The sequence below is a fragment of the Allobosea sp. TBD101 genome (assembly GCF_059817965.1).
Window position 1 is genome coordinate 2,153,605 of sequence record NZ_CM187543.1, and the last position, 24,865, is coordinate 2,178,469.

The 24,865-nt window shown below is 66.5% G+C and carries 23 protein-coding genes and 1 tRNA gene; 18 read left to right on the forward strand and 6 right to left on the reverse strand.

Annotation, left to right across the window (positions count from 1 at the left end; all coding sequences use genetic code 11):
• Positions 1-3 precede the first annotated feature (3 nt).
• Positions 4-549: a DUF924 family protein gene (locus AC6RIC_RS10335; protein WP_499736099.1), complete on the reverse strand. Its 546-nt coding sequence runs from the start codon at positions 547-549 to the stop codon at positions 4-6.
• A 141-nt stretch (positions 550-690) separates the two neighbouring features.
• Between AC6RIC_RS10335 and AC6RIC_RS10340 the strand changes: the two genes are divergently transcribed.
• Together AC6RIC_RS10340 and ilvC are read left to right on the forward strand one after the other, a co-directional pair.
• Positions 691-1,356, forward strand: coding sequence for a TetR/AcrR family transcriptional regulator C-terminal domain-containing protein (locus AC6RIC_RS10340; RefSeq protein WP_499736100.1), 666 nt, complete (start codon positions 691-693; stop codon positions 1,354-1,356).
• 14 nt (positions 1,357-1,370) lie between these two features.
• Positions 1,371-2,390 (forward strand): ketol-acid reductoisomerase, encoded by a 1,020-nt coding sequence (gene ilvC / locus AC6RIC_RS10345; protein ID WP_454656258.1) that lies wholly within the window; start codon positions 1,371-1,373, stop codon positions 2,388-2,390.
• 406 nt (positions 2,391-2,796) lie between these two features.
• On the opposite strand, the gene AC6RIC_RS10350 is transcribed toward ilvC, so the two are convergent.
• Complete coding sequence (locus AC6RIC_RS10350; RefSeq protein WP_499736101.1) at positions 2,797-3,186, reverse strand: ComEA family DNA-binding protein; 390 nt, start codon at positions 3,184-3,186, stop codon at positions 2,797-2,799.
• Between the two features lie 210 nt (positions 3,187-3,396).
• Positions 3,397-3,900: a DedA family protein gene (locus AC6RIC_RS10355; RefSeq protein ID WP_454656260.1), complete on the reverse strand. Its 504-nt coding sequence runs from the start codon at positions 3,898-3,900 to the stop codon at positions 3,397-3,399.
• 213 nt (positions 3,901-4,113) lie between these two features.
• Here AC6RIC_RS10355 and AC6RIC_RS10360 point away from each other — a divergent pair, with 213 nt between their 5' ends.
• The 10 genes from AC6RIC_RS10360 (at position 4,114) to AC6RIC_RS10405 (ending at position 15,796) form a co-directional block, all read left to right on the forward strand.
• Positions 4,114-4,992 (forward strand): ABC transporter ATP-binding protein, encoded by an 879-nt coding sequence (locus AC6RIC_RS10360; protein ID WP_499736102.1) that lies wholly within the window; start codon positions 4,114-4,116, stop codon positions 4,990-4,992.
• Complete coding sequence (locus tag AC6RIC_RS10365; protein ID WP_499736103.1) at positions 4,989-5,780, forward strand: ABC transporter permease; 792 nt, start codon at positions 4,989-4,991, stop codon at positions 5,778-5,780. The genes AC6RIC_RS10360 and AC6RIC_RS10365 overlap by 4 nt, the downstream gene beginning before the upstream one ends.
• A gap of 90 nt (positions 5,781-5,870) precedes the next feature.
• Entirely contained in the window at positions 5,871-6,902 is a 1,032-nt protein-coding gene (locus AC6RIC_RS10370; RefSeq protein WP_499736104.1) for an ABC transporter substrate-binding protein, read from the forward strand.
• A gap of 89 nt (positions 6,903-6,991) precedes the next feature.
• A complete protein-coding gene (locus AC6RIC_RS10375; protein WP_499736105.1) occupies positions 6,992-8,071 on the forward strand; it encodes a sensor histidine kinase in 1,080 nt (359 codons plus the stop codon).
• 104 nt (positions 8,072-8,175) lie between these two features.
• Positions 8,176-9,024, forward strand: coding sequence for a pyridoxal kinase PdxY (pdxY, locus tag AC6RIC_RS10380; RefSeq protein WP_499736106.1), 849 nt, complete (start codon positions 8,176-8,178; stop codon positions 9,022-9,024).
• 10 nt (positions 9,025-9,034) lie between these two features.
• Positions 9,035-10,150: an endonuclease/exonuclease/phosphatase family protein gene (locus AC6RIC_RS10385; protein WP_499736107.1), complete on the forward strand. Its 1,116-nt coding sequence runs from the start codon at positions 9,035-9,037 to the stop codon at positions 10,148-10,150.
• Positions 10,151-10,166: 16 nt separating this feature from the next.
• On the forward strand, positions 10,167-11,066 hold the full coding sequence (locus AC6RIC_RS10390; RefSeq protein ID WP_454656267.1) for a PhzF family phenazine biosynthesis protein: 900 nt from the start codon (positions 10,167-10,169) through the stop codon (positions 11,064-11,066).
• The gene (locus AC6RIC_RS10395) at positions 11,063-11,791 is read left to right on the forward strand and encodes an NUDIX hydrolase (RefSeq protein WP_499736108.1); all 729 of its coding nucleotides are present in this window, start codon (positions 11,063-11,065) and stop codon (positions 11,789-11,791) included. The genes AC6RIC_RS10390 and AC6RIC_RS10395 overlap by 4 nt, the downstream gene beginning before the upstream one ends.
• Positions 11,792-11,945: 154 nt before the next feature.
• Positions 11,946-14,021, forward strand: a complete 2,076-nt coding sequence (locus AC6RIC_RS10400) for a M3 family metallopeptidase (RefSeq protein ID WP_499736109.1) — start codon at positions 11,946-11,948, stop codon at positions 14,019-14,021.
• Positions 14,022-14,080: 59 nt separating this feature from the next.
• Entirely contained in the window at positions 14,081-15,796 is a 1,716-nt protein-coding gene (locus AC6RIC_RS10405) for a SulP family inorganic anion transporter (RefSeq protein WP_499736110.1), read from the forward strand.
• Between the two features lie 17 nt (positions 15,797-15,813).
• On the opposite strand, the gene AC6RIC_RS10410 is transcribed toward AC6RIC_RS10405, so the two are convergent.
• On the reverse strand, positions 15,814-16,146 hold the full coding sequence (locus AC6RIC_RS10410; RefSeq protein WP_454656271.1) for a hypothetical protein: 333 nt from the start codon (positions 16,144-16,146) through the stop codon (positions 15,814-15,816).
• Between the two features lie 69 nt (positions 16,147-16,215).
• Positions 16,216-16,857, reverse strand: a complete 642-nt coding sequence (locus tag AC6RIC_RS10415) for a YoaK family protein (protein ID WP_499736111.1) — start codon at positions 16,855-16,857, stop codon at positions 16,216-16,218.
• 407 nt (positions 16,858-17,264) lie between these two features.
• Between AC6RIC_RS10415 and AC6RIC_RS10420 the strand changes: the two genes are divergently transcribed.
• From AC6RIC_RS10420 to AC6RIC_RS10440, 5 genes are all read left to right on the forward strand, one after another.
• Positions 17,265-18,827 (forward strand): 2-isopropylmalate synthase, encoded by a 1,563-nt coding sequence (locus tag AC6RIC_RS10420; RefSeq protein ID WP_499736112.1) that lies wholly within the window; start codon positions 17,265-17,267, stop codon positions 18,825-18,827.
• A 337-nt stretch (positions 18,828-19,164) separates the two neighbouring features.
• The gene (locus AC6RIC_RS10425) at positions 19,165-20,442 is read left to right on the forward strand and encodes a solute carrier family 23 protein (RefSeq protein ID WP_499736113.1); all 1,278 of its coding nucleotides are present in this window, start codon (positions 19,165-19,167) and stop codon (positions 20,440-20,442) included.
• 139 nt (positions 20,443-20,581) lie between these two features.
• A tRNA-Lys gene (locus AC6RIC_RS10430) sits at positions 20,582-20,657 on the forward strand.
• 164 nt (positions 20,658-20,821) lie between these two features.
• Positions 20,822-21,280 carry an MgtC/SapB family protein gene (locus AC6RIC_RS10435; RefSeq protein ID WP_499736114.1) on the forward strand — a complete coding sequence of 153 codons (459 nt, stop codon included), beginning with the start codon at positions 20,822-20,824 and terminating at the stop codon, positions 21,278-21,280.
• Between the two features lie 74 nt (positions 21,281-21,354).
• Positions 21,355-21,612 carry a hypothetical protein gene (locus AC6RIC_RS10440; protein ID WP_454656276.1) on the forward strand — a complete coding sequence of 86 codons (258 nt, stop codon included), beginning with the start codon at positions 21,355-21,357 and terminating at the stop codon, positions 21,610-21,612.
• Positions 21,613-21,619: 7 nt separating this feature from the next.
• Here the strand turns inward: AC6RIC_RS10440 and AC6RIC_RS10445 are convergent, their stop codons facing one another.
• Positions 21,620-23,008, reverse strand: coding sequence for a M20 family metallopeptidase (locus AC6RIC_RS10445; protein ID WP_499736115.1), 1,389 nt, complete (start codon positions 23,006-23,008; stop codon positions 21,620-21,622).
• A 304-nt stretch (positions 23,009-23,312) separates the two neighbouring features.
• On the opposite strand from AC6RIC_RS10445, the gene AC6RIC_RS10450 reads away from it, so the two are divergent.
• Positions 23,313-24,716, forward strand: coding sequence for an SNF2-related protein (locus tag AC6RIC_RS10450; RefSeq protein WP_499736116.1), 1,404 nt, complete (start codon positions 23,313-23,315; stop codon positions 24,714-24,716).
• The last annotated feature ends 149 nt before the right edge of the window (positions 24,717-24,865 follow it).

The window sequence follows — 24,865 nt, forward strand, 5'->3', positions numbered from 1 at the left end:
GCCTCAGCCGCTGAAACCACCTTCGTTGAGGAAGGCCTGCTCCTGTGCCGTCGTATCGCGCCCAAGCACGGGGTTGCGATGCGGGAAGCGACCGAAATCGCGGATGATGTCGCGGTGGATCTCGGCATATTTCACGCCGTCGGCATCGTTGGCGGCGGCGCAGAGTTCGATGCAGCGCTCCTGATCGGCGAGCCCTTCGGAATGCATGAAGGGCATGTAGAAGAAGCGCTTCTCCGGCGGCTGGTAGGCCTCGTCGAAGCCCTTGGCGATCGCGCGCTCGGCAATGGCGACCGCCTGCGCATCGGTGGCGAAGGCGCGCGGGCTGCCGCGGAACATGTTGCGCGGGAACTGGTCGAGCAGGATCAGGAGCGCGTAGACGCCCTCCGGGTTTTCCTCCCAATCGGCGAGCTTGCTCGCTCCCGCAGCCTCATGAGCGGCCTGGAAGCGCCTGGTGATCTCTGCATCGAAAGCCTCGTCCTTGGCGAACCATTTCTCCGGGCCGGCCTCGCGCCAGAAGCTGACGACGGCATTGGCGCTGGGTAGGGTCATGAAGGGCTCCGTTCCTTGAATCCGATGGCCCAGAGATAATTCTTCTTCGCCCGTATGCCAGTCGCGAATAACGCTTGCGGGCCGCCCGGCGCTACGATAGATGCCTGAACCGTAACGTACGGTACTGGATTTCTCCCGCCCATGACGCAAGGCTCCGCAGAGACGCAAGGCGAGGCGCTGACAGCGCGCCAGCAGGCCGTGCTCGATGCCGTGCTGAGCCTGATGGTCGAGAAGGGCAGCGGCCTGACCATGACCGCCGTGGCGCGGCGGGCGAGCTGTTCCAAGGAAACGCTCTACAAGTGGTTCGGCGACCGCGACGGTCTGCTCACCGCAACCGTGCAGTGGCAGGCCTCGAAGGTGAGGGCGGGCAACTACGCCCGGCAGAAGCTTGATGCCGGCACTCTGCGCGAGAGCCTCAAGGGCTTCGCCGCGAACTGGCTCGAGGTGATCTCATCGCCGACCTCGATCGCGCTCAACCGCATCGGCATCAGCCAGGCGGCGTCTCGCGACGGCAATCTCGGCTCGATCGTGCTGGCCAATGGCCGCTTCGCCATCGGCGAGCGCCTGAAGCCCGTGCTCGATGCCGGGCGCGAGGCGGGGCTGCTCGCCTTCGACGATACCGAGACGGCCTTCCGCACCTTCTTCGGCCTCGCCGGTCGCGACGTCCAGATCCGGCTCCTGCTCGGCGATACGCTGACGTTGAGCCGGGCCGAGATCGCCACCGACGCCGAGCGGGCGACCGAACAGTTTCTCACCCTCTACGGCGCGGGGCTGAACGCTTCGGGCCGGGACACCTTCAACGCGTGACAAAGGAGACACCCATGCGCGTTTATTACGATCGTGATGCCGACATCAACCTGATCAAGGGCAAGAAGGTCTGCATCGTCGGCTACGGCTCGCAGGGCCACGCCCACGCGCTCAACCTGCGCGATTCCGGCGTCAAGGACGTCATCATCGCGCTCAAGGCCGGCTCGGCCACGCGCAAGAAGGCCGAAGAGGCAGGCTTCAAGGTCATGACCCCGTCGGAGGCCGCCAAGGTCTCGGACATCATGATGATGCTGACCCCGGACGAGCTGCAGGGCGACATCTATCGCGACGAGCTGCACGCCAACATGAAGGAAGGCGCCGCGCTGCTCTTCGCGCACGGCCTCAACGTTCATTTCAACCTGATCGAGCCGCGCAAGGACCTCGACGTGCTGATGGTCGCCCCGAAGGGCCCCGGCCACACCGTCCGTTCCGAGTATCAGCGCGGCGGCGGCGTGCCGACCCTGATCGCGATCCACCAGGACGCGACCGGCAACGCCCATGACCTCGGCCTGTCCTACGCCTCGGCCAATGGCGGCGGCCGCGCCGGCATCATCGAGACCACCTTCAAGGAAGAGTGCGAGACCGACCTCTTCGGCGAGCAGGTCGTGCTCTGCGGCGGTCTGGTCGAGCTGATCAAGGCCGGCTACGAGACGCTGACCGAGGCCGGCTACGCTCCCGAGATGGCCTATTTCGAGTGCCTCCACGAGGTGAAGCTGATCGTGGACCTGATCTACGAAGGCGGCATCGCCAACATGAACTACTCGATCTCGAACACCGCCGAGTACGGCGAGTACGTCACCGGCCCGCGGATCATCACGGCCGAGACCAAGGCCGAGATGAAGCGCGTCCTCAACGACATCCAATCGGGCAAGTTCACCCGCGACTGGATGCTCGAGAACAAGGTCAACCAGACCTCGTTCAAGGCGACCCGTGCGCGCTACGCCGCTCACCCGATCGAGGAAGTCGGCGCCAAGCTCCGCGACATGATGCCGTGGATCAAGGCCAAGGCTCTGGTCGACAAGACCAAGAACTGATTTGGCGCGAGCCCGCGCCGGCCATGGCAGGCGCGGGCTTCCCAGATCGATTCAAGATGTTCCGGATCTGATTCCGGAATATCGTGCAATCGACTGATATAAATAGATTTTCCTGTTTTTGGGCGGTGGTCGAGAGGCTGCCGCCCGCTTTCTTTTCGGGGGCGATCAGGAACAGCCCTGTGGCGGAAGCGTTCTCCTTGCGGTGCGTGCCCGCTACAGGGAGGCAGTGATGGAACTCTTCCGCATTCTCGAAACGCCGGTGGCGATCCGCGTCGTGATGGCGCTGTCGCTGGCGATGATGCTGGCGGTGATCCTCGGTCTCGCCTGACGCAGCTGTCTCGAGAGACCTGACATGACGAAGCCTCCGGCGCCGGGCGCCGGAGGCTTTTTGCATGGGGCCTGCGGATCAGAAGGTGATCTTGTCCTTGATGTCGGCCTCGACATTGGACGGCAGGGTGCCGCGTTTCACGAGATCGGCGAAATCCTTGAACTTCGCCTTGCCGCGCTCCTCGATGATCTTCTTGGAACGGGCCTCGCCGATGCCCTTGAGCGTGTCGAGCTCGGCTGCGGTCGCGGTGTTGATGTTGATCTTCTTGGCCTGGGTCGCGGCGGGCGTCGCAACGGCGGGGGGGGCGGGCTTCGCGGCGGGAGCGGCCTGCGCTGCCGGGGCGGCAGGCGCCGTGACGGGCGCGGTCGGCTTGGCCGGAGCGGGCGCCTGCGTCGCCGTCTGGGCGAAGGCCTGGCCGCCCATGGCGGCAAGCGCGACGAGGGGGATGAGGAAACGAGATATCGTCATGACTGGGACCTCGCGGGTCGGCCCGGAAACGTCGCATCCGTCGGGGGCCGGGTCCCTCCGCCGGACGACGCTGGCGGCACGAGGCCTTTCAGCGTGTCGCGCCGTGCTCGCCGTTGTGGCGCGCCGCGATGCGACGACGTGAAGAAACGACTATCGGCTTGAACGACCCCCGAATGCCGCGTTCACCGGGCAGTCAGGTTTCGAGGCCGGTCAGCGCGCAAGGATCTCGCTGAGGCGCCCGACGCCGTAGAGCAGGCCAAACCCCCAGGCGAAGGAAGCCAGCCAGTTGGCGAGCTGGAACTGCCAGGCGGGCATCGCGACGAGGCCGGCGACGATGGCGATGACGGCCCGCAGCGGCCCGAAGAAATGGCCGATCAGGATGCTGGCGATGCCCCATTTCTCGAAGAAGGCATGACCGCGATCAAGCAATTGCGGGTTCTTGGTGAAAGGCCAGTGATCATGGACGCGTGGTCCGAGATAGATGCCGGCGATGTACGACACCCAGAAGCCGCTGCCGGCGCCGAACGAGGCCGCCAGTGCCAACGGCACGAGATTGAGGCCCGAGGCGCCGGCAACCGCGCCGAAGGTGGTGAAGAACATCGTGGCAGGTATAAGCCAGGATAGTACCGCTACGCATTCGGCGAAGGCCACCGCGAAGACGATCGGGATCGCCCATTGCTGATGGGTCTGCATGAAGTTGACGAGCGCCTTCATGGCTTGCTCTAGTTCGGCCATGGCGTTCGGCTCGGCTCCAGCGGGGTCGGGTCGGTCACGCCATATGGCCGTGTCGCTGGAACGATGCAAGCGGCGGGCCGCCGCAGGGCGAGGCGTTGCCTTCCCCGGATGATCGCCTATTAATTCCGGCAACGCGAAAAAAAAGCTGACGGCCGGGCGCCAAGCCTTGAGCCCGAGGGGGAAACGGATTTCATGGAGTTGCAAGATCGCCCGCAGGCGCATGCGGGCACGAGGGCGGTTTCGTCTGATGATCCGGCGGTGGCGCTCGGCGGCATCGACATCACCTTTCATCTCGCCGATGGCGGCCGCTATCAGGCGGTCAAGGGCATCGATCTGAAGGTCCATCCCGGCGAGTTCGTCTCGATCGTCGGGCCGACCGGCTGCGGCAAGTCCACGCTGCTGAATGCGGCGGCGGGACTGCTCGCGCCCTCGGCCGGCACGGTCGGCATCTTCGACAAGCCGCTCTCCGGGCTGAACCGGCGCGCCGGCTATCTCTTCCAGCAGGATGCGCTGATGCCGTGGAAGACGGCGCTGGAGAACGTCAAGGTCGCGCTGGAGCCGATGGGCGTTCCCGAACGCGAGGCCGATCAACGGGCGCGCGAATGGCTCGGCCGCGTGGGTTTGCGCACCTTCGTCGACCGTTATCCGCACATGCTCTCGGGCGGGCAGCGCAAGCGCGTCAGCCTGGCGCAGATGCTGATCCGCAATCCCGAGATCCTGCTGATGGACGAGCCCTTCGGGCCGCTCGACGCACAGACCAGGCAGATCATGGGCAATCTCCTGCTCGATCTCTGGTCGCGCGACCGCAAGGCGCTGATGTTCGTGACCCATGACCTTGAGGAGGCGATCGCGCTCTCCGACCGGGTGGTGGTGATGTCGGCCGGGCCGGCGGCGGGGATCGTCGCCGATTACAAGGTCGACCTGCCGCGTCCGCGCGACATCGCCGATATCCGGCTGGAAAAAGCCTTCCACGAGATCCATCGCGATATCTGGGCCTCGCTGCGGGTCGAGGTGCAGAAAGCCTATGCGATGGGCGAGGGGCGCGAGCTCGTCGGGGGAGATGCGTCATGAAGCGGATGAAGCTGCTCTCGCTCCAGATCCTCGTGATGCTGGTCTTCCTCGCGATCTGGCATGTCGTGACGACAACGAGCCTGTTCGGCGACGTCAAGACGATGCAGTTCTTCTTCTCGACGCCATCAGCGGTGCTGACGCGCACCTTCAAGCAGCTCACCAGCGGGGACATCTACTACCATCTCGGCATCACCCTGACCGAGACGGTGCTGGCCTTCGTGATCGGTTCGCTGGCCGGCATCCTGTTCGGCTTCGCCTTCGCGCGGCGGGAGCTGCTTTCCGCGGTGTTCGACCCCTATATCAAGGCGGCGAACGCCCTGCCCCGCGTCGTGCTGGCGCCGATCTTCGCGCTCTGGTTCGGACTCGGCATCTGGTCGAAGGTGGCGCTCGGCTTCACGCTCGTCTTCTTCATCGTGTTCTTCAACGTCTATCAGGGCGTGCGCGAGGTCTCGCCGACGATCCTGGCCAATGCCCGCATGCTCGGCATGAACGAGCGCCAGCTCTTCAAGCATGTCTACTGGCCGTCTGCCCTGACCTGGATGTTCTCCTCGCTGCACACTTCGGTAGGCTTCGCCCTGGTCGGTGCCGTGGTTGGCGAATATCTCGGTTCCTCGGCCGGGCTCGGCTACAAGATTCACGAGGCCGAGAGCGTGTTCGACGTCACCGGCGTTTTTGCGGGCATGTTGATCCTCGCGATCTTCGTCATCGCCATCGACTCGCTGGTGACGGTGGTCGAGAAGCGGCTGCTGGTCTGGCGGCCGGGGCAAAGCTCGACGACGGCGACGTAAGGCGAGTTGCCGGGGTCAGCAGAACTCGCCTATCGTTACCCGACATGCGCCCCGCAGAAGCGCTTTTTTCATTCAACCGGAGGTTTCGCCATGATCTTCACCCGCCGCGCCGCACTGGCTGCGCTCGCTCTTTCGACCGCGCTCGGCGCCGCGCCGCACGCCGCGCTCGCCCAGAATGCCGAGAAGCCGAAGCTCACGCTCGGCGTCGGCGGCAAGCAGCTTCTGTACTATCTCCCGCTCACGGTCGCGGAGAAGAAGGGTTACTTCAAGGAGCAGGGGCTGGACGTCGAGATCAACGATTTCGGCGGCGGCGCCAAGTCGCTGCAGGCTCTCGTCGGCGGTTCGGTCGATGTCGTGACGGGTGCCTATGAGCATACCATCCGCATGCAGGCGAAGGGCCAGGATATCCGGGCCGTGATCGAGCTCGGGCGCTTCCCGGCGATCACCATCGCCGTGCGCAAGGACCTCGCCGACAAGGTGAAGTCTGCCGCCGATTTCAAGGGCCTCAAGATCGGCGTCACGGCGCCGGGCTCCTCGACGGCGCTGACCGCGCAATATGCCATGGTCAAGGCCGGGCTGAAGGCGACGGACGCTCCGATCATCGGTGTCGGCGCCGGTGCCAGCGCGGTCGCGGCGATCAAGCAGAAGCAGGTCGATGTGATCTCGCATCTCGACCCCGTCACCTCGAAGCTGGAGGCCGATGGCGACATCGTCTCGCTGATCGACACTCGCACCGAAGCCGGCACCAAGGGCCTGTTCGGCGGCTCGAACCCGGCGGCCGTGCTCTATCTCAAGAACGACTTCGCCGAGAAGAACCCGGTCACGACCCAGAAGCTGGTCAATGCCCTGATGAAGTCGCTGAAATGGCTGGAGACGGCGAAGCCCGACGATGTCGCGGCGCTGGTGCCGGAAGAGTACCTGCTCGGCGACAAGGCGCTCTATATCCGCGCGGTCAAGAACTCGCAGGAGAGCTATTCGCGCACCGGCATCGCGACGCCTGACGCGATGAAGAGCATGTACGACTCGCTCAAGCTGCTCGATCCCGAACTGACCAACTCGAATGTTGACCTGACGAAGACCTTCATCGACGGCTTCGCCAAGAAAGCCGCCTCAGGCTCCTGATTGTGGGCGCGAACGCGGCGCCTGTCTTTTGACGTCGCGCCCGTTCTGCGTTCCGTGCATGTTGCGCGGATTCGCGCTGGGGGAATCACGTGAGCGGCGAAAACGCCTTTCTGGATGGCGGCGGCGACATGGCCGCTGCCATCCGCGATCATGACTGGAGCGCGACGTCGCTGGGGCCGATCGCCGGCTGGCCTGTCGCGTTGAAGATCGCCGTCGGCATGATGGTCAATTCGCGCTTTCCCAAATGCATCGTCTGGGGCGCGGACCTGATCACGATCCATAACGATGCCTTTCGCGCGATCCTCGGCGACAAGCCCTGTGCGCTCGGCCATTCGTTTCGTGATGTGTGGGCGGAGGTCTGGGACGATATCGGCCCGCTTGTGCACAAGGCGCTGGCCGGCGAGGCGACCTTCATCGAGGATTTTCCGCTCACCATCGATCGCTACGGCCATCCGGAAGAGGTCTGGTTCACCTTCTGCTACAGCCCGATCCGGGACGAGAACGGCCGGGTTCTCGGCATGATCGATACGGTGATGGAAACGACAGGCAAGAAGGAGGCGGAGCGCAACGGCCGCCTGCTCAACGCCGAACTCGCCCATCGCATGAAGAACACGCTGGCGATGATCGCCGCGATCGCCAGCCAGACCTTCCGCTCGGCCGAGACGCTGGAAGAGGCGCAGTCCATCCTCAGCGATCGCATCGCGACGCTGGGCGAGGCGCACAGCATCCTGACCCGGTCGAGCTGGAGCAGCGCGCCGATCCGCGCCGTGATCGACGGGGCTCTGGCGCCGCATCGTTCCGATATCGGCACGATCCATGTCGAGGGGCCGCCGCTGCAACTGCCGGCCGATCTGGCTATGACAATGGCGCTGGCCGCCAACGAACTGGCGACCAACGCCGTGAAATACGGTGCGCTCTCGGTCGAGGCCGGTGAGGTCGCCATCCGGTGGGCCGTCGGCCGGCCGCAGAGCGAGGACGCCTTCCGGTTCGAATGGATCGAGAGCGGCGGCCCTGCTGTCGTCAAGCCGCGGCGGCAGGGCTTCGGCTCGCGCCTGGTCGAGCGCGTCATGGCGCAGAAATTCCAGGGCGAGGTTGAACTCGACTATCGGCCCGAGGGCCTGCGCTATGTCCTGACCACGACGATGGCGCATGTCGCGCCGCGGGAATGACCGCTCTGCGCGAGCGATCGGTTTCTTCACCGCTTTCGATTTGCGCCCCGCGTGAGAGCCGTTAGGTTCGCGGTCCCACCGCGAACGGGGTATCGCTTCGGACCATGAATATTCTCTCGATCCAGTCCCATGTCGCCTATGGCCATGTGGGCAACGCCTCCGCGACCTTTCCGATGCAGCGGCTGGGGGTCGATGTCTGGCCGATCCATACGGTGCAGTTCTCGAACCATACGGGCTACGGCAACTGGAAGGGCCGCGTCTTCGATGGCGGCATGATCGACGAGGTGATGGACGGCATTGCCGAACGTGGCGTGCTCGGCAGCTGCGACGGCGTGCTCTCCGGCTATATGGGCTCGGCCGATATCGGCCATGCCATCCTCTCGGCGGTGGAGCGGGTGCGCGCCGCCAATCCCAAGGCGCTCTATTGCTGCGATCCGGTGATCGGCGATGTCGGGCGCGGCGTCTTCGTGCGGCCGGGCATTCCGGAGTTCATGCGCGAGCAGGCGGTGCCGGCCGCCGATATCGTGACGCCCAACCAGTTCGAACTCGAGCTGCTGACCGATATCGAGATCAAGGCCCTCGCCGATGCGCATCGCGCCGTCGAGGCCCTGCGCGATGCCGGGCCGCAGGTGGTGATGGTGACCTCGCTCGTGACCGAGGAAACGCCCGGCGACTCGATCGACCTGATGGCGGCGGATGCCAAGGGCAGCTGGCGCGTGCGCACACCGAAACTCGACGTCAGCGTCAACGGCGCGGGCGACGCGATCGGAGCGTTGTTCTTCACCCATTACCTGCGCGAGGAATCGGCGGCGGCCGCGCTTTCGAAGGCTGCATCCTCGGTCTACGGCCTGCTGAAGCGCACCAAGGAGGCGGGTTCGCGCGAGATCCTGACGGTGGCGGCGCAGGACGAGTTCGTCACGCCTTCGCAGGTCTTCGCGCCGGAAGCGATCTGAGCGCCCGACGATGAAGCTGCGCGTCGGCACTTTCAACGTCGAGAACCTGCTGACGCGGCACCGCTTCGAGCCGGGCGGACGCACGGAGACGGCCGCCGCGATGTCGCTGTTCCATTTCCCGCGCGCCGACGAGCGTGACGCGGTGGAACGCTCGCTCGCGGTGGCGCTGGAGGACGACAAGCGCCAGATGACGGCGCTCGCCATCGCCGAGGCGCAGGTGGATCTCTGGATGTTGCAGGAGGTCGATTCGCTCGCGAGCCTGCAGGCCTTCTTCGCCAACTACGTCCACCGCATCGCTGACCACCGCTACGGCCATTTCACGCTGATCGACGGCAATGATCGGCGGAGTATCGATATCGGCTTCGCCGCGCGGCGCGACCTGTTCGGGCCGGGACAGGTCACGGTGCGCTCACACAAGGACCTGACATTTGCCGAGGCCGGCGTGCATGACCGTGAGCTCGCCATGCTGGGCATCGGCCCGCATGCCAAGGTTTTCGCCCGCGACTGCCTGGAGGTGGAACTGAGCTTCGCGGGGCGGCGGCTCAGCCTGTTCGGCTGCCATTTCAAGTCGATGAACAACGGCCGCGAGGATGGGCGCACCGCGACGCTGCCGGTGCGCCGCGCCGAGGCGCGGGCCGTGCGCTGGCTGGTCCAGCAGCGCTTTGGCGGCGGCTGGCGCGAGACCAACTGGATCGTGCTCGGCGATCTCAACGGCTATCGCTACGGGCTCGGGCCCCGCGCGGAAGTGGTCGACGAGGGCGTCAGCGGCATCGAGCCCCTGCTCGACGGTTTTGCCGTCGATCCCATGGCCACGCTGCCCGTGCATGAGCGCTGGACGCATTTCCGGCGCTACTGGTCCGACAGTCAGGAGCGGCTGATCGACAGCCACATGCCGCTCGACCACATCCTGCTCTCGCCGGCGCTCGCGGCGGCCAATCCGAAGCCGGCCATGCAGATGATCCGGCGCGGCCTGCCTTATCGCGTGCCGCTCGATCCGCGCGAGCCGGACCGCTCGATGGCGGCGCTCGCGACTTGCGCGAACCGCTATCCGCGCGTCGGCTGGGACCGGCCCAAGGCCTCCGACCATTGCCCGCTCGCCATTGATCTCGACATTCCTGAAGGCTGACCTCAAGGACGCATCGATGAAACGCCGCTTCGTCACGCTCGACGTCTTCACCACGCGCCGTCATGCCGGCAACCCGCTGGCAGTCGTGCTCCAGTCGGACGGGCTCGATACCGAGGCGATGCAGGCGATCGCCCGGGAGTTCAACCTGTCCGAGACGGTCTTCATCGCGCTGCCGGAGACACCCGGGCACCGCGCCTCCGTCCGCATCTTCACCCCAACAGGCGAACTGCCCTTCGCCGGCCATCCGACTGTCGGTACGGCGGTCTGGCTCGCGCTGACGGACGAGGCCGAGGGCAAGTCTGCCGACATGCTGGTGCTGGAGGAGAAGGTCGGGCCGGTTTCCTGCGCGGTCTCGATCAAGGGCAGCCATGCCGGCCACGCCACCTTCACCTTGCCGCGTCTGCCGGAGCCTCTGGAGCAGCCGGTCGCCGATGCGCAACTGGCGGAAGCGCTTGGGCTCGACCTTGCCGATCTCGGCTTCGACGCGCATCGGCCGAGCGGCTTCTCCGCCGGCGTCGCCTACACCACCGTGCCGGTCGCGAGCCGCGAGGCGGTCGCCAGGGCGAAGGTCACAGCGGCCTTCGAGCGGGTGATGGCGGCGACGCCGAACGGCAATGCCTTCGTCTATTGCCGCGAGACCGCCGAGGTCGGGCATCACTACCATGCCCGGATGTTCTGGCCGGGCGCCGGGGTCGTCGAGGACCCGGCAACGGGCTCGGCGGTCGCGGCCTTTGCCGGCGCGATCATGGCCTATGACAAGCCGGAGGACGGCGACCACCGCCTCGTCATCGAGCAGGGTTACGAGATGGGACGGCCGTCGCAGATCACGCTGGAACTGAGCGTCCGGGACGGCTCGTTGGTCTCGGCGCGGATCGGCGGTTCGGCCGTCGTGGTCAGCGAGGGCGTGCTGCTGTGAGCGATGGCGTCGAAAATGGCTCGATCGTCAGACTGTCGCGGGTCGATGCGCTGGTCGAGCCTTATGACTGGGCCTTCGCGCGTGAGAACGCCGAGATGATCGCGGCGCATTGGGCCAAGATCAGCGCGGACAAACCCGCGATGTTCAACGGCCGCGTCATGCTGCAGCATCGTGCGGCGATCCGCGGCGGCGTGTTCGAGGCCGGGTATTTCGAGGTGGACTATGCTGCCTTCCTGACCTGGCGCGATGTCGGCCATCCCGGCCCGGTCATCCGCAACGGCTTCGCCATGGCGGCGCTTCGGGCCAATGACGGCGCGTTCCTGTGCGGCAAGATGGGCGACCACACCGCCAATGCCGGCAAGGTCTATTTCGCCGCGGGCACGCCCGACCGCGACGATGCCCGGCCCGACGGCACGCTCGACCTCGCCGGCAGCGTCACGCGCGAGCTCGGTGAAGAGACGGGCCTGCGCGTCGAGGACCTGACGGTGGGCGAGGGCTGGACGGTGCTGATCGAGCAGGGCCGTATCGCCTTCATGCGCGAGGTCCGCATCGATTTGCCGGCGGATGAGGCGCGCGCGCTGATGCTGGAGCGGATGAAGCATCTCGAAGAGGAGGAGCTGTCCGACATCGTCATCGTGCGCGATCTCACTGATACCGAAAAGCACGACATGCCGCCCTTCATGCGCCGCTATCTCGCACATATCTTCGAGGCGGACCGATCCTGACCCTCGCGGTCATCCCGGACAAGCCGCGTCAGCGGCGCCGATCCGGGATCCATTCCTGAACCGTTCCGGAATGGATCCCGGGTCTTCGCTTTGCTGCGCCCGGGATGACCCGTGTTTGTTTTGACTGACGCCGCAGTGTTGAAAGGCCGATAATATGACCGCTTATCCCGAGGCTCTGCCGTTGCCGGCGGAGAACCCGTTCGCGACGCGTTGGGAGACGCCGTTCCGTCTGCCGCCCTTCGCGGCGATCAAGCCTGAGCATATCCGGCCGGCCTTCGACGCAGCGCTGGCCAAGCACAAGGATGAGATCGCGGCAATCGTGGCCGGCAAGGCCGTACCCGATTTCGCCAACACGATCGAGGCGCTGGAGCGGGCAGGGCGGGCGCTCAGCCGCGTCGGCGGCGTGTTCTACAACCTGACCGGCGCCGACACGAACGAGGCCTTGCAGGCCATCGAGCGCGAGATGTCGCCGATCACCTCGCGGCACTGGTCGGCGATCATGATGGACGAGGGGCTGTTCGCCCGCGTCGATGCGGTCAATGCCAGGCGCGATACGCTGGGCCTGAACCCCGAGCAGGCGCGCCTGCTGGAGCGCAGCTACAAGGGCTTCATCCGCTCGGGCGCGAAGCTGAACGCCGAGGACAAGAAGCGCCTCGCCGCGATCAACGAGCGCCTCGCCGGGCTCGGCACGCAGTTCAGCCAGAACGTGCTGAAGGACGAATCCTCCTATGCGCTGTTCATCGAGGACGATGCGGGTCTGGCCGGCCTGCCTGATTTCGTGAAGGCGGCGATGGCGCGCGCCGCGGCCGATCGCGGCAAGCCCGGCCAGCATGCGGTGACGCTGTCGCGCTCGATCATCGAGCCTTTCCTGACCTTCTCGACGCGTCGCGACCTGCGCGAGGAGGCCTTCATCGCCTGGAGCAAGCGCGGCGAGAACGGCGGTGAAAGCGACAATCGCGCTATCGTCGCCGAGATGGTGAAGCTGAGGGCCGAGAAGGCGAAGCTATTGGGTTATCCGACCTTCGCGCATTTCAAGCTCGACGACGCCATGGCGAAGACGCCGGAGCATGTACGAGGGCTCTTGGAGCTGGTCTGGAAGCCGGCCAAGGCGCGCGCGGCGCGCGAGGCAGCCGATCTCGCGGCGCTGGCGCAGGACGAGGGCGAGAACGGCCCGATCCGCCCCTGGGACTGGCGCCACTATGCCGAGAAGGTCCGGCAGAAGACCTATGCGCTCGATGAGGCCGTGCTGAAGCAATATCTCCAGCTCGACCGCGTCCGGCAGGCCGCTTTCGACGTCGCCGGCAAGCTGTTCGGGCTCTCTTTCGCGGAGCGTCCGGAGCTTCAGGGCTATCACCCGGACGTGCGCATCTTCGAGGTGACGGAGACCGCGAGCGGTCGCCATATCGGCCTGTTCGTCGGCGACTATTTCGCCCGCGCCTCGAAGCGTTCCGGCGCCTGGATGAGCGCCTTCCGCGGCCAGCGCAAGCTCGACGGCGAGACCCGGCCGATCATCGTCAATGTCTGCAATTTCGCCAAGCCGGCCGAGGGCAAGTCCGCGTTGCTCTCGCTCGACGATGCGCGCACGCTGTTCCACGAGTTCGGCCACGCGCTGCACGGGCTGCTCTCGGACGTGACCTATGGCTCGCTGGCCGGCACGTCGGTCGCGCGCGACTTCGTCGAACTGCCCTCGCAGCTCTACGAGCACTGGTTCCTGACGCGCGAGGTGATGCGCGAATACTGCCGCCATGCGGAGACGGGTGAGCCGATCCCCGAGGCGCTGATCGAGAAGATCGAAAAGGCGCAAACGTTCAACCAGGGTTTTGCCACGGTGGAATACACCTCCTCGGCGCTGGTCGACCTCGCCTTCCACTCGCTGGAGGGCCCAGTCGAGGTCGATCCGCTGGCCTTCGAGGCCGCGGAGCTTCAGCGCCTCGGCATGCCCTCAGAGATCACCATGCGGCACCGGACGCTGCATTTCACCCATGTCTTCTCGGGCGACGGCTATTCGGCCGGCTATTACAGCTATCTCTGGTCCGAGGTGATGGATGCGGACGCCTTCAACGCCTTCACCGAGACCGGCGACGTGTTCTCGCCCGCGGTGGCGGAGAAGCTGAAGCGCTACATCTATTCGGCCGGCGACACCCGCGATGCGGCAGAGGCCTATACGCTGTTCCGCGGGCGGCTGCCGACGCCGGATGCGTTGCTGGAAAAGCGCGGGCTGGCGGCCTGATTTCACATATCATGGACGTTCTTTCCGTTGCCCGATAGTTTCGGGCAGCGGAGGACGTCATGGCGGCCACGAGCAGCAAGCCCAGCTTCATCGAGCTCTACACTCCCAAGTTGCTGACCGTCCTCCGCGAGGGCTATGGCCTCGCGAGCTTCAAGGCCGATGCCATCTCCGGGCTGACGGTCGCGATCGTCGCCCTGCCGCTTTCCATGGCGATCGCGATTGCCTCGGGCGTGACGCCCGACCGGGGGCTCTACACCTCGATCATCGGCGGCTTCATCGTCTCGGCACTGGGCGGAAGCCGCTTCCAGATCGGCGGGCCAGCCGGCGCCTTCATCGTGCTGGTTGCGGCCTGCGTGGCCCAGCACGGCGTCGATGGACTGCTGCTCGCCACGTTCCTTTCGGGCCTGATGCTGGCGGCGGTCGGCCTGCTCGGCCTCGGTACCTTCATCAAATATATCCCTTATCCGGTCACGGTCGGCTTCACCGCAGGCATCGCCGTCATCATCTTCGCGAGCCAGATCAAGGACCTGCTGGGGCTGACGCTGGCCAACGAGCCAGGGCCGCTGCTGCCGAAACTGGAGGCGCTCGCCGGAGCCTGGCCGAGCGCGAGCCCTGCCGCGATCGCCGTTACCGCCGTCACCATCGGCCTTATCCTGCTGCTGCGCCGTCTTCGCCCGCACTGGCCGGCCTTCATCATCGCGGTCGCGATCGCCGCCGTGGGCGTCGCCGTTCTGGGCGCGCCGGTCGAGACGATCGGGACGCGCTTCGGCGGCATCCCGCAGGTGCTGCCGCTGCCGCGGTTGCCGGCGATCTCCTGGGAGAAGTTCGGGGCCGTGTTGCCGAACGCACTCTCCTTCACGTTGCTCGGCTGCATCGAGAGCCTGCTCTCGGCGGTCGTCGCGGATTCGATGACGGGCCGGCGGCACCGCTCCAATGGCGAGCTGGTGGCGCAGGGGCTCGCCAACATGGCCTCGCCGCTGTTCGGCGGCTTCTGCGTCACCGGCAACATCGCGCGGACGGCCACCAATGTGCGCTCCGGCGCGCGCGGACCGATCTCAGGCATGCTGCACGCGACCTTCCTGCTGTTCTTCATGCTGGCGGCGGCGCCGCTCGCCTCCTACATCCCGCTGGCTGCGCTTGCAGGCGTGCTCGCCGTCGTCGCCTGGAACATGGCCGAGAAGCATGAGTTCGCGACGTTGATCCGCGCCTCGCGCGGCGATGCCGTCGTGCTGCTGGTGACGTTCCTGCTGGTGATCTTCGTCGATCTGAGCACGGGTATCGTCGCCGGCTTCGTCGTCAGCGCGCTGCTCTTCCTGCACCGCATGGCGCAGTCGGTGGCGATCGAGACCGGCATGCCGATGATGGAAGAGGACAGGGCGGATACGGTCAACGGCAACGGGCGCAAGCCTTACGATGCCGTGCCGGCGATGGATCCCGATGTCGTGGTGGTGCGGATCTCGGGGGCCTTCTTCTTCGGGGCGGCCGCGGCGGTGGGCGCGGCGCTCGACCGGGTCGGCGTGGCGCCCAAGACCTATGTCGTCGATCTCTCGGCGGTTTCCCTGCTCGATTCGACCGGCGCTGCGACGCTCGAAGGCTTCGTGCGCAAGGCCAACCGGCAAGGCGTGGCTGTCTTTATCGCCGGGGCGACGCGGGCGGTGCGCCGCACGCTCCTGATCCACGGCATCAAGCGGCCGCGGGTGCGCTTCGCCGCGTCGGTGAGCGAGGCCGTTGCCGCCGGCCATGCCCGGGCGGAGCGCGCCGGTCCGGCGATCTAGAGCATTGGAGCCCGGTCTCAGCCCGGATAGCCGAATCTGGCCTTGGTCGCGCGAATCTGGCTGACGGCTCCGGTATCGTTGCCGGCGGAGCAACTCGACCGCGCGCGGGAAATCTCGCTGCTGACCCGGTCATGAACGCCCTTCGTCGTGTGGCCGGTGGCGAGGTCGTTGTCGATCACCGCCTGGAAGCGCTCCACCTCTCCGGAACAGCCGGTGCCAGCCGGCATGCGGAAAGTGCTGGGCGTCACGCCCGGCGCTGCCTGCTCCGGCGCTGGGGCAGGGGGCGGTCCAGCGCTCTGGCAGGCGGCGAGAGCGAAGCCCATGAAGGCGAGGAGGGGCAGCGCGCGCATCGGTCTCTCCGGTGTGATCGAGCCACTGACCATTGCCGATTCTCGCAAGCCGCGCCAGCGACCTGCGGTTCAACCGTTGCGCAGGAAGAAGGTCGCTGCGACCGTCATCGTGGCTGCCGCCGCGGCGGCGAGCCAGATAGCCGTGAGGCCGATCCAGCCATGCACCGCCGCGCCGAGGAAGGCACCACCCATCAAGCCGAGCCAGAGCAGGAAATGGCGCAGGAAGGCGCGCTTGGGCCCGCCGAGCATGGCGGCGGCGATCCGCTGCCCCATCTTGACCAGCGTGCCGGTCATGTAGGTCAGGCCGATCGTGACCTCGCCGTCGCGCTGGAAGACGGCATTCTCCGTGCCCATCGCGACCGCGAGCAGGCCGACCGCCGGAAGCGTCTCGCCGATCGTTTCCAGCAGCGCGGCCAGCGCGAGCAGCAGCGTGACCACGCCGAGCACGGTCGGGGCGCGCTGCTTGCCGGTGGCATGGCCGACGAGGGAGCCGAGCACGACCCCGCAGACGAAGAGGGCGATGATGCCGCCGGCGAGCGCAGCTCCGCCTGCCTGACCGCCCGCAAGCTCGATACCGAGCCGCGTCGTGTTGCCCGTCATGAAGGAGACGAAATAGCCGCCGAGCGTGATGAAGCCGAGTGCGTCGACATAGCCGGCGAGTGCCGAGAAGCAGGCGGCGAGTGCGATCTCGCGCCTCTGGTAGCGCATCATGACGAATACGAATCCCGAATCATCGATCCGGCGCCGGAGCCGGCCGAATCAGCGTCGCTCTATCATAGGGCGCGAGGCAAGCTCGTCGCGATCCGGATAACCGCATGCGACATATGCTTGCGCTTTGCCCCTTGCTTCGGTTACATCCTGTCCCGTCGAATTGAGGAACGCCCGTGGTTTCGACTGCCCGCCATGACCTGACGAAGGACTGCGCCGCTGCGCAGGTCGTCGGCATGCGCGCCCGCGCTCCGTTCTCGCTTCTTGGCCTTCTTCTCCTTAGCTGCCCCTGAGGGCCGGCCGGGCATGCTGCCTGGGCGCTCAGGGGAGTGACGAGAACCGCCGACAGAAAACCTTAGCGCCCGCTTTCCTAAAAATTCCGCGGCGCGCCGACACCCGGAAGCAGAACCATGACCAACCCGACCCAGACCGGCTCCGCAAAAGACCGCGTCCTGATCTTTGACACCACCTTGCGCGACGGTGAGCAGTGCCCCGGCGCCACCATGACCTTCGAGGAGAAGCTGGAGATCGCCGAGGCGCTCGACGCGATGGGCGTCGATATCATCGAGGCCGGCTTCCCGATCGCGTCGGAGGGTGATTTCGAGGCGGTATCGGAGATCGCCCGCCGCCTGAAGCGTGCGACTGTCGCCGGCTTGGCTCGCGCCATCAGCGCCGACATCGCCCGCGCCGGCGAGGCGGTGCGCCATGCGGTGAAGCCGCGCATCCACACCTTCGTCTCGACCTCGCCGATCCATCTGGAGCACCAGATGCGCAAGACGCAGGAGCAGGTGCTGGAGATCATCACCGCGACGGTGACGCAGGCGCGCAACCTGGTCGAGGATGTCGAGTGGTCGGCGATGGACGCGACCCGCACCCCGATCGACTATCTCTGCCGCACGGTCGAGGCGGCGATCAGGGCCGGGGCGACCACGATCAACCTGCCCGACACCGTGGGCTACGCCACGCCGGACGAATACCGCGCCATGTTCAGGGCGGTGCGCGAGCGCGTGCCGAATGCCGACAAGGCGATCTTCTCGGCGCATTGCCATAACGACCTGGGCCTGGCCGTCGCCAATTCGCTGGCGGCGATCGAGGGCGGTGTCCGGCAGATCGAGTGCACGGTCAACGGCATCGGCGAGCGCGCCGGCAATGCCGCGTTGGAGGAGATCGTGATGGCGCTGCGCGTGCGCGGCGACGTGATGCCCTACGATACCGGCATCGACGCGACGCAGTTGATGCGCATCTCCAAGGCGGTATCGAGCGCCTGCTCGTTCCCGGTGCAGTACAACAAGGCGATCGTCGGCCGGAACGCCTTCGCGCATGAGAGCGGCATCCACCAGGACGGCATGCTGAAGAACAACACCACCTACGAGATCATGACGCCGGAATCGGTCGGCGTGACCAAGACCTCGCTGGTGATGGGCAAGCATTCCGGCCGCGCTGCTTTCCGCTCGAAGCTGAAGGAGATGGGCTACGAGCTGGGCGACAACCAGCTGGAAGACGCCTTCACCCGGTTCAAGGCCCTGGCAGACCGCAAGAAGCATGTCTACGACGAGGATATCGAGGCACTGGTCGACGAGAACATCGCGACCGCCCATGACCGCATCAAGCTGGAATCGCTGACGGTGATCGCCGGCACGCGCGGCCCGCAGCGCGCGACTATGAAGCTGGATGTGGAGGGTCGTCACGTCACCGAGGAGGTCGAGGGCAACGGCCCGATCGATGCGATCTTCAACGCGATCAAGACGATCGTGCCGCATGAGGTGACGCTGGAGCTCTACGACGTGCATGCCGTGACCGAGGGCACTGATGCGCAGGCCGAGGTGACGGTGCGCCTCTCGCGCGACGGGTCGTCGGTGACCGGCCGCGGAGCCGATCCGGACACGCTGGTCGCCTCGACCAAGGCCTATCTCGCTGCGCTGAACAAGCTGATCGCACGCGGCGGGCGCCTGCACGCGCAGGCGGCGGAGTAAGTAACGAGCGTCGTCGCTCACGGAAGCGCCCTTGGAGCAAGGGTGTCATCCCGTGCGCGCTGCAGCGTGAAACGCTGCGGCGCAGACACGGGACCGCGTGAGGAGTAGGGCTCCCTTCCTCGCGGCCTCCATAAGGGCGCCTTTTCCTGAGAACGGTCCCGTGTCTGCGCAGCGGCGCTACGCGCCGCAGCGCGCACGGTATGACAGCGTTGGCCGCGTACAGCACGCTCCTCTTTGATTCCGGTGGATGACGCCGGCGCGATCTGGCGCCGGCTCGGTTTTTGCTTTCATCTGCGCTTCCGGTGCGGTCGCTCCCCCGGCGACCCTGGGGAGCGCGATGCCGATGGGCTATTTTCCGAACTGGACCTTGAAGACTTCCGGCGTCGTGATGCCGGACGAGCGACTGCCGACCGGCCAGACGGTCGTGGCCGGCCTGCAGCATGTCGTCGCCATGTTCGGCGCAACGGTGCTGGCCCCGGTGCTGATGGGCTTCGACCCCAATGTCGCGATCTTCTTCTCGGGCATCGCGACGCTTCTGTTCTTCGTGGTCACGCGCGGGCAACTGCCGAGCTATCTCGGCTCCTCCTTCGCCTTCATCGGCGTCGTCATCGCGGCAACCGGCTATGCCGGCTCCGGCCCCAACGCGAATATCGGTGTCGCGCTTGGCGGCATCATCGCCTGCGGCGCGGTCTATGCCCTCATCGGCCTGATCGTGCAGGGCGTTGGTACGACCTGGATCGAGAAGCTGCTGCCGCCGGTCGTCACGGGCGCCGTGGTGGCCGCGATCGGCCTCAACCTGACCGCCGTCGCGATCGGCATGATCTCGGCCAGTGCCTACACCAAGTGGATCGCGCTGTTCACGGTCGTGGCGGTGGCGCTGATCGCCGTCTATGGGCGCGGGCTGCCGCAGCGCCTGCCGGTGCTGATCGGCGGGCTTGCCGCTTACATTCTTTATGCTGTGACCGCGTCGAGCTTCGGCGCGCCGACGATCGATTTCGCCAAGATCGGCGCCGCCGCCTGGTTCGGCATGCCGAAATTCGTGGCTCCCGTCTTCGACATGAAGGCGATGACGCTGATCGTGCCGGTCGCGATCATCCTGGTCGCGGAGAATCTCGGCCACATCAAGGGAATCGCGGTGATGACCGGCCGCAATTTCGACCATCTGATCGGTCGCGGCTTCATCGCCGACGGTCTCGGCACCATGATCGCCGGCTCGGGCGGCGGCACGGGTGTCACGACCTATGCCGAGAACATGGGCGTGATGGCGGTGACGCGGGTCTATTCGACGCTGGTCTTCGTCGCAGCCGGCATCATCGCGCTCGTGCTCGGCTTCTCGCCCAAGTTCGGCGCGGTGATCGGCACGATCCCCGTCGCGGTGCTGGGTGGCCTCGCGGTCGTGGTCTTCGGCCTCATCGCCGCGACAGCCGGCCGGATCTGGGTCGAGAACAAGGTCGATTTCTCCGAGCCGAAGAATCTGATCACGGTCGCGACCGCGCTGATTCTCGGTGCCGGCGACCTGAAGCTGCCGATCTTCGGCTTCGAGCTCGGCGGAATCGGCACAGCGACCTTCGGCGCGATCATCCTTTATCATCTGCTGAACCGCCGCACGGCCTGATAATCCACAGCGCGGCGGGGCCTTTTCCGCCGCGTTTGAAAAAACTGTCACAGATGGGTGGACAGGGGGCGGGGCCTTTGCTACACGCCCCCTGCCTGACGCGGCTGACGCCGCTGACCGGCGGCGCTTCGTGGCGTATGGGTGATTAGCTCAGTTGGTAGAGCAGCTGACTCTTAATCAGCGGGTCGTAGGTTCGAGCCCTACATCACCCACCACGATCTCAAAATCCTGACATCGCTGGACTTCCCGCTCCGAGATTTATCTTGGAGGCGGCGTCCTCGGGCGCCTAGTTTGCAAGGCTGTCGACCCCCGTCCTTGGCGCGCAAGCCGAACGGCCGTGCTATATTTCGTCTTGAGCTATGGCGGAGCGAGCGGCAGCGTGGGTGAATTCGAACTGGTGCTGCGGCTTCTGGCCGGCCTCGTGGCTGGCGTCGCCGTCGGTTGGCAGCGAACGCTCCAGCGCAAGAGCGCCGGCCTCAGGACCTTCGGGCTGGTCGGGCTTGGTACGGCTGCGGCGGCGAGCCTGTTCAGCGAGACGTTGCATCCCGATGCGGCGAGCCGCGTGGTTCAGGGCGTGCTGACCGGCGTCGGCTTTCTCGGAGCCGGCCTGATCATCCGCCGCGACGGCGACCTGATGCCCCATGGCCTGACCACGGCTGCGGCGATCTGGGTGACGGCTGCGCTGGGCTGTTCGGCGGGGCTGGGGAAATGGCCGGTGACGCTGGCCGCCACGGTCCTGGCGCTGGTCCTGCTGCTTCTCGACCATTCGCTGGAAGGCTGGTTGCAGCGCCGCCATCCGCTGCCGGGCGATGAAGGCTCGTCCCGGCCGCCGGACTGAGCAGGCTGGCTTCCCTGAGCGGAAGGGAGCCTTTTGGCGGCTCCGGCGTTCCTGTCCGAAAAGACAGGTTTCGTATGATGCAACTCGATCAAGGCCTTGTGGCCGCGCCCGGCAACACGCCGGCCATTCCGAATCCGCCGCCCGAGGCGCCGCCGCTGATGCCCGGCGAGGTGCCGCCGGCTCCTCCCGTCGAATCGCCGCCGGACGAGGAGCCGCAGGGCATCCCGACCGAGCCGCCGCCGGAATTGCCACCCAATGCGCCGCCGGAGGCTCCCCCGGCGACGCCGATCGATCTGCCGCCGGCGCGCGATCCGCGCCAGCCGCAGGAATAAGTCTCGCTTAGACCTTGGGCGCGTTGCCCGAACCGATATCCCAGTAGAGCCCGGCCATGGCGACGAGTCCCTCGCGTGCGATCGCGGCCGGCAGGTGCTCGTCCGGGGCGTGCTGCGAGCAGCCCGGATAGGAATGCGGCACCCAGATCGTGCGTAGCTTCAGGATCTCGGCGAAGATGTCGTTCGGGAGCGAGCCGCCGAGATTGGGCAGGAGGGCCGGCTTCTTGCCGGTGCTCTCGGCGATCGAATCGATAGTGAAGCGGACCCAGGCATCGTCGGGGTCGAGCCGCGTCGCGCCGAAGCGCTCAGTGCCGGGCATGATGATCTCGACCATGTCGAAGCCGTGGCGATCGAGATGACGGCGGAGCGCCGGGGCGACGTCGCGCGGATCGATGCCGACGACGAAGCGCAGCGCGACGCGCGCCCAGGCGCTGGGCGGCACGGCGTTGACCGGCGTTTCCGGCACGCCGGACTTCATCGCCAGAACGTCGAAGGAGCACCAGCCGAAGACCTGCTCGGCCGGCGACAAGCCGGGCTCGCCCCAGTTCGGATCGATGGTCGGGCCGTCCGGGCCGCCGTCGATCTCGCAATCGGCGAGCGCGCGGCGCACGCCATCCGGCAGTTCCTTCGGCACCCATTCATGGATGCGGATCTGGCCGGTGGGCGAGGTGATCGAGGCGATGGCATGGGCGAGCTGGATCGCCGGATCGGAGAGGATGCCGCCCCAGTTGCCAGAATGATGGCCGCCCTCGCGCGCCTTGATCTGCAGGTCGAAGGTGATGACGCCGCGCGCGCCCAAAAAAACGGTCGGGCGTTCCGCATTGAGGCGCGGCCCGTCCGAGGCAATCAGGATATCGGCCTTGAGCAGTTCGGCCTCGTCCTGGCAGAGCTCGCGCAGGCCCGGCGAGCCGGATTCCTCGCCCATCTCGATCAGGTATTTGGCGTTGAAACCTAGCTTGCCGCGGGTCTCCAGCACGGCGCGCAGGCCGTTGATGTTGATGAGGTGCTGGCCCTTATTGTCGACGACGCCGCGGCCGTACCAGCGGCCGTCACGCTCGACCAGCTTCCAGGGCGAGAGGCCCTCGCTCCACTGCGCGTCGAGGCCGCGGATCACGTCGCCATGGCCGTAGCCGAGAATGGTCGGCAGGGCGGGATCCTCGATGCGCTCGGCATAGAGGAAGGGGCCGCGCGCCTTGGCATGGGTGAGGATGCGGCAAGTGAAGCCGAGCGATTCGAGCAGCGGCTGCATCTCCTTGTCGAGATACTCGCCGAGCACGGGGGCCCGGTCGGGATTCTGGCTTTCGGTGGGGATCGCGACGAGCCGGCCGAGATCGGCCTTCATCCGGCCTGAATCGAAATAGTCCTGGGCTTTCGCGATCGCCTGCGCGCGGGTCATGGTCTTGTACTCTCCCCAATAGGTGGCCGGCACAGTGCCGGTGGACGCGGGCCGGCGCCAGTGCCAAGAGAGCCGGGCGCGCCATGCCCGCCGGGCAGGGCGGAGACTGCCAGCCTCATTCAGGTTGGCAGAAGGGTGCGGGTCATCCCGGGCGACCGAAGGGAGACCCGGGATCCATTCCGGAACGCGGACGATAAAGGCTCAGGAATGGATCCCGGATCGGCGCCGCCAAAGGCGGCTTGTCCGGGATGACGGCGCGGAGTTTTGTCGATAGGTCGTGCTTCCGAATGTGTTCCCTTCTCTCATGACCATGATCCCGCATCCGCACCAGCTCGTTGCGCGCGACGCGATCCTGTCGGCGCGGGGGAAGGGCGAGGCCGGCTTCCTGCTGGGGGACCTCACCGGCCTCGGCAAGACGCTTTCGGCCTGGCTGGCGCTCTCGGCGATGCCGGAGGAAGAGGTGCTGGTGATCTGCCCGAAGGGCGCGATCCCGCAATGGCGGCGGACCATGGCTTTGTCCGGCATGCCGGCCAAGCGCGTGACGCTGATGAATTTCGAGAAGACGAAATCGCTGCTCGCCCCCGTCGCCGACAGCAAGAAGCGCTCGACGCGGGCGAAGAACAACGAAATCGCCAAGCATGGCCGGCCGAAGCGCGTCTGGCCGCTCGTCGTGATCGACGAGGCGCATCGAATCCGCAATCCGAACTCGCAGCAGGGGCTGGTCTGCCGGCAGATGGCGGAAGCGGCCGATTTCACGATCTACATGAGCGCGACGGCCGGGCAGTCGCCGCATGAACTGTCCTATCTGGCTGGTCTGCTGGCGAAGGCAGCGGGCATGCCCTCGGCCGATCTCGACGGTTTCCGCGTGCTGATGAAGCGATTGAAGATCGGCCGGGCCAAGGGGCGCTGGAAGAACTGGAGCTGGGAGCCGAACGAGACGGATCGCAAGGTGATGGCGGACCTGCTCTATCGCGGGGCGAACGCCATCGGCCTGCGTCGCCGGCCTGAGGAGATCGCCGGCTGGCCGGAGGTGCAGCGCGAACTGGCGCCGGTGGCGCTCGATACGGCCGCGCGCAAGCTCTATGACGCGACCTGGCGCGAGTTCCGGAGGGAGTTGGGGCTCGCCGGTGGCTCGACGCGCAAGCCGCAGGGCTGGGCCGCCGATCTGCGCTTCCGCCAGAAGGCGAGCCTGCTGCGCATCCCCGGCACGGCCGATTTCTGCGAGGACCTGCTGGGCAATGACGAGCAGGTCGCCATCTCCGTCGCTTTCCTCGAGACCAGCGCGATGCTGGCCGAAACACTGAGGGGGAGGGGCTGGCGCACGGCCGAGATCAATGGCGAACGCTCGGGCGCGCAGAACGAGGAGACGCGCATCGCTTTCCAGACGGGGCAGCTCGACGCGGTGATCTTCACCGTGACCGAGTCGATCTCCTTGCATCGCGGCGAGATGCCGGGTGGCGAGCGCGAGCGGGCGCTCGTCATCCACGACATGCGCCATAGCGCCATCCAGCTCCAGCAGATCGAGGGCCGCTGCCATCGTGACGGCCAGCACGCGACGATCTTCTACGCCTATGCCGAGGATACGGTGGAGGAGGCGATCGCCGGCACGGTGATCCAGCGCATGGCGGCGATGGAAGGGCTGGCGGGCGACGACACACGGATGCTGGAAGCGATCGCCGGGATCGTCGAGGGGCGGGCGGCGGCGTAAACCCTTGCCGACATAGCGAAGAAACACGCCGTCATCCTGGGCTTGACCCGGGATCCATGCCGGAGCGCTTCGGATGAAGGCTCTGGCATGGATCCCGGATCTCCGCTTCGCTGCGTCCGGGATGACCCGCGCTTATAGGAAGAGCAAGG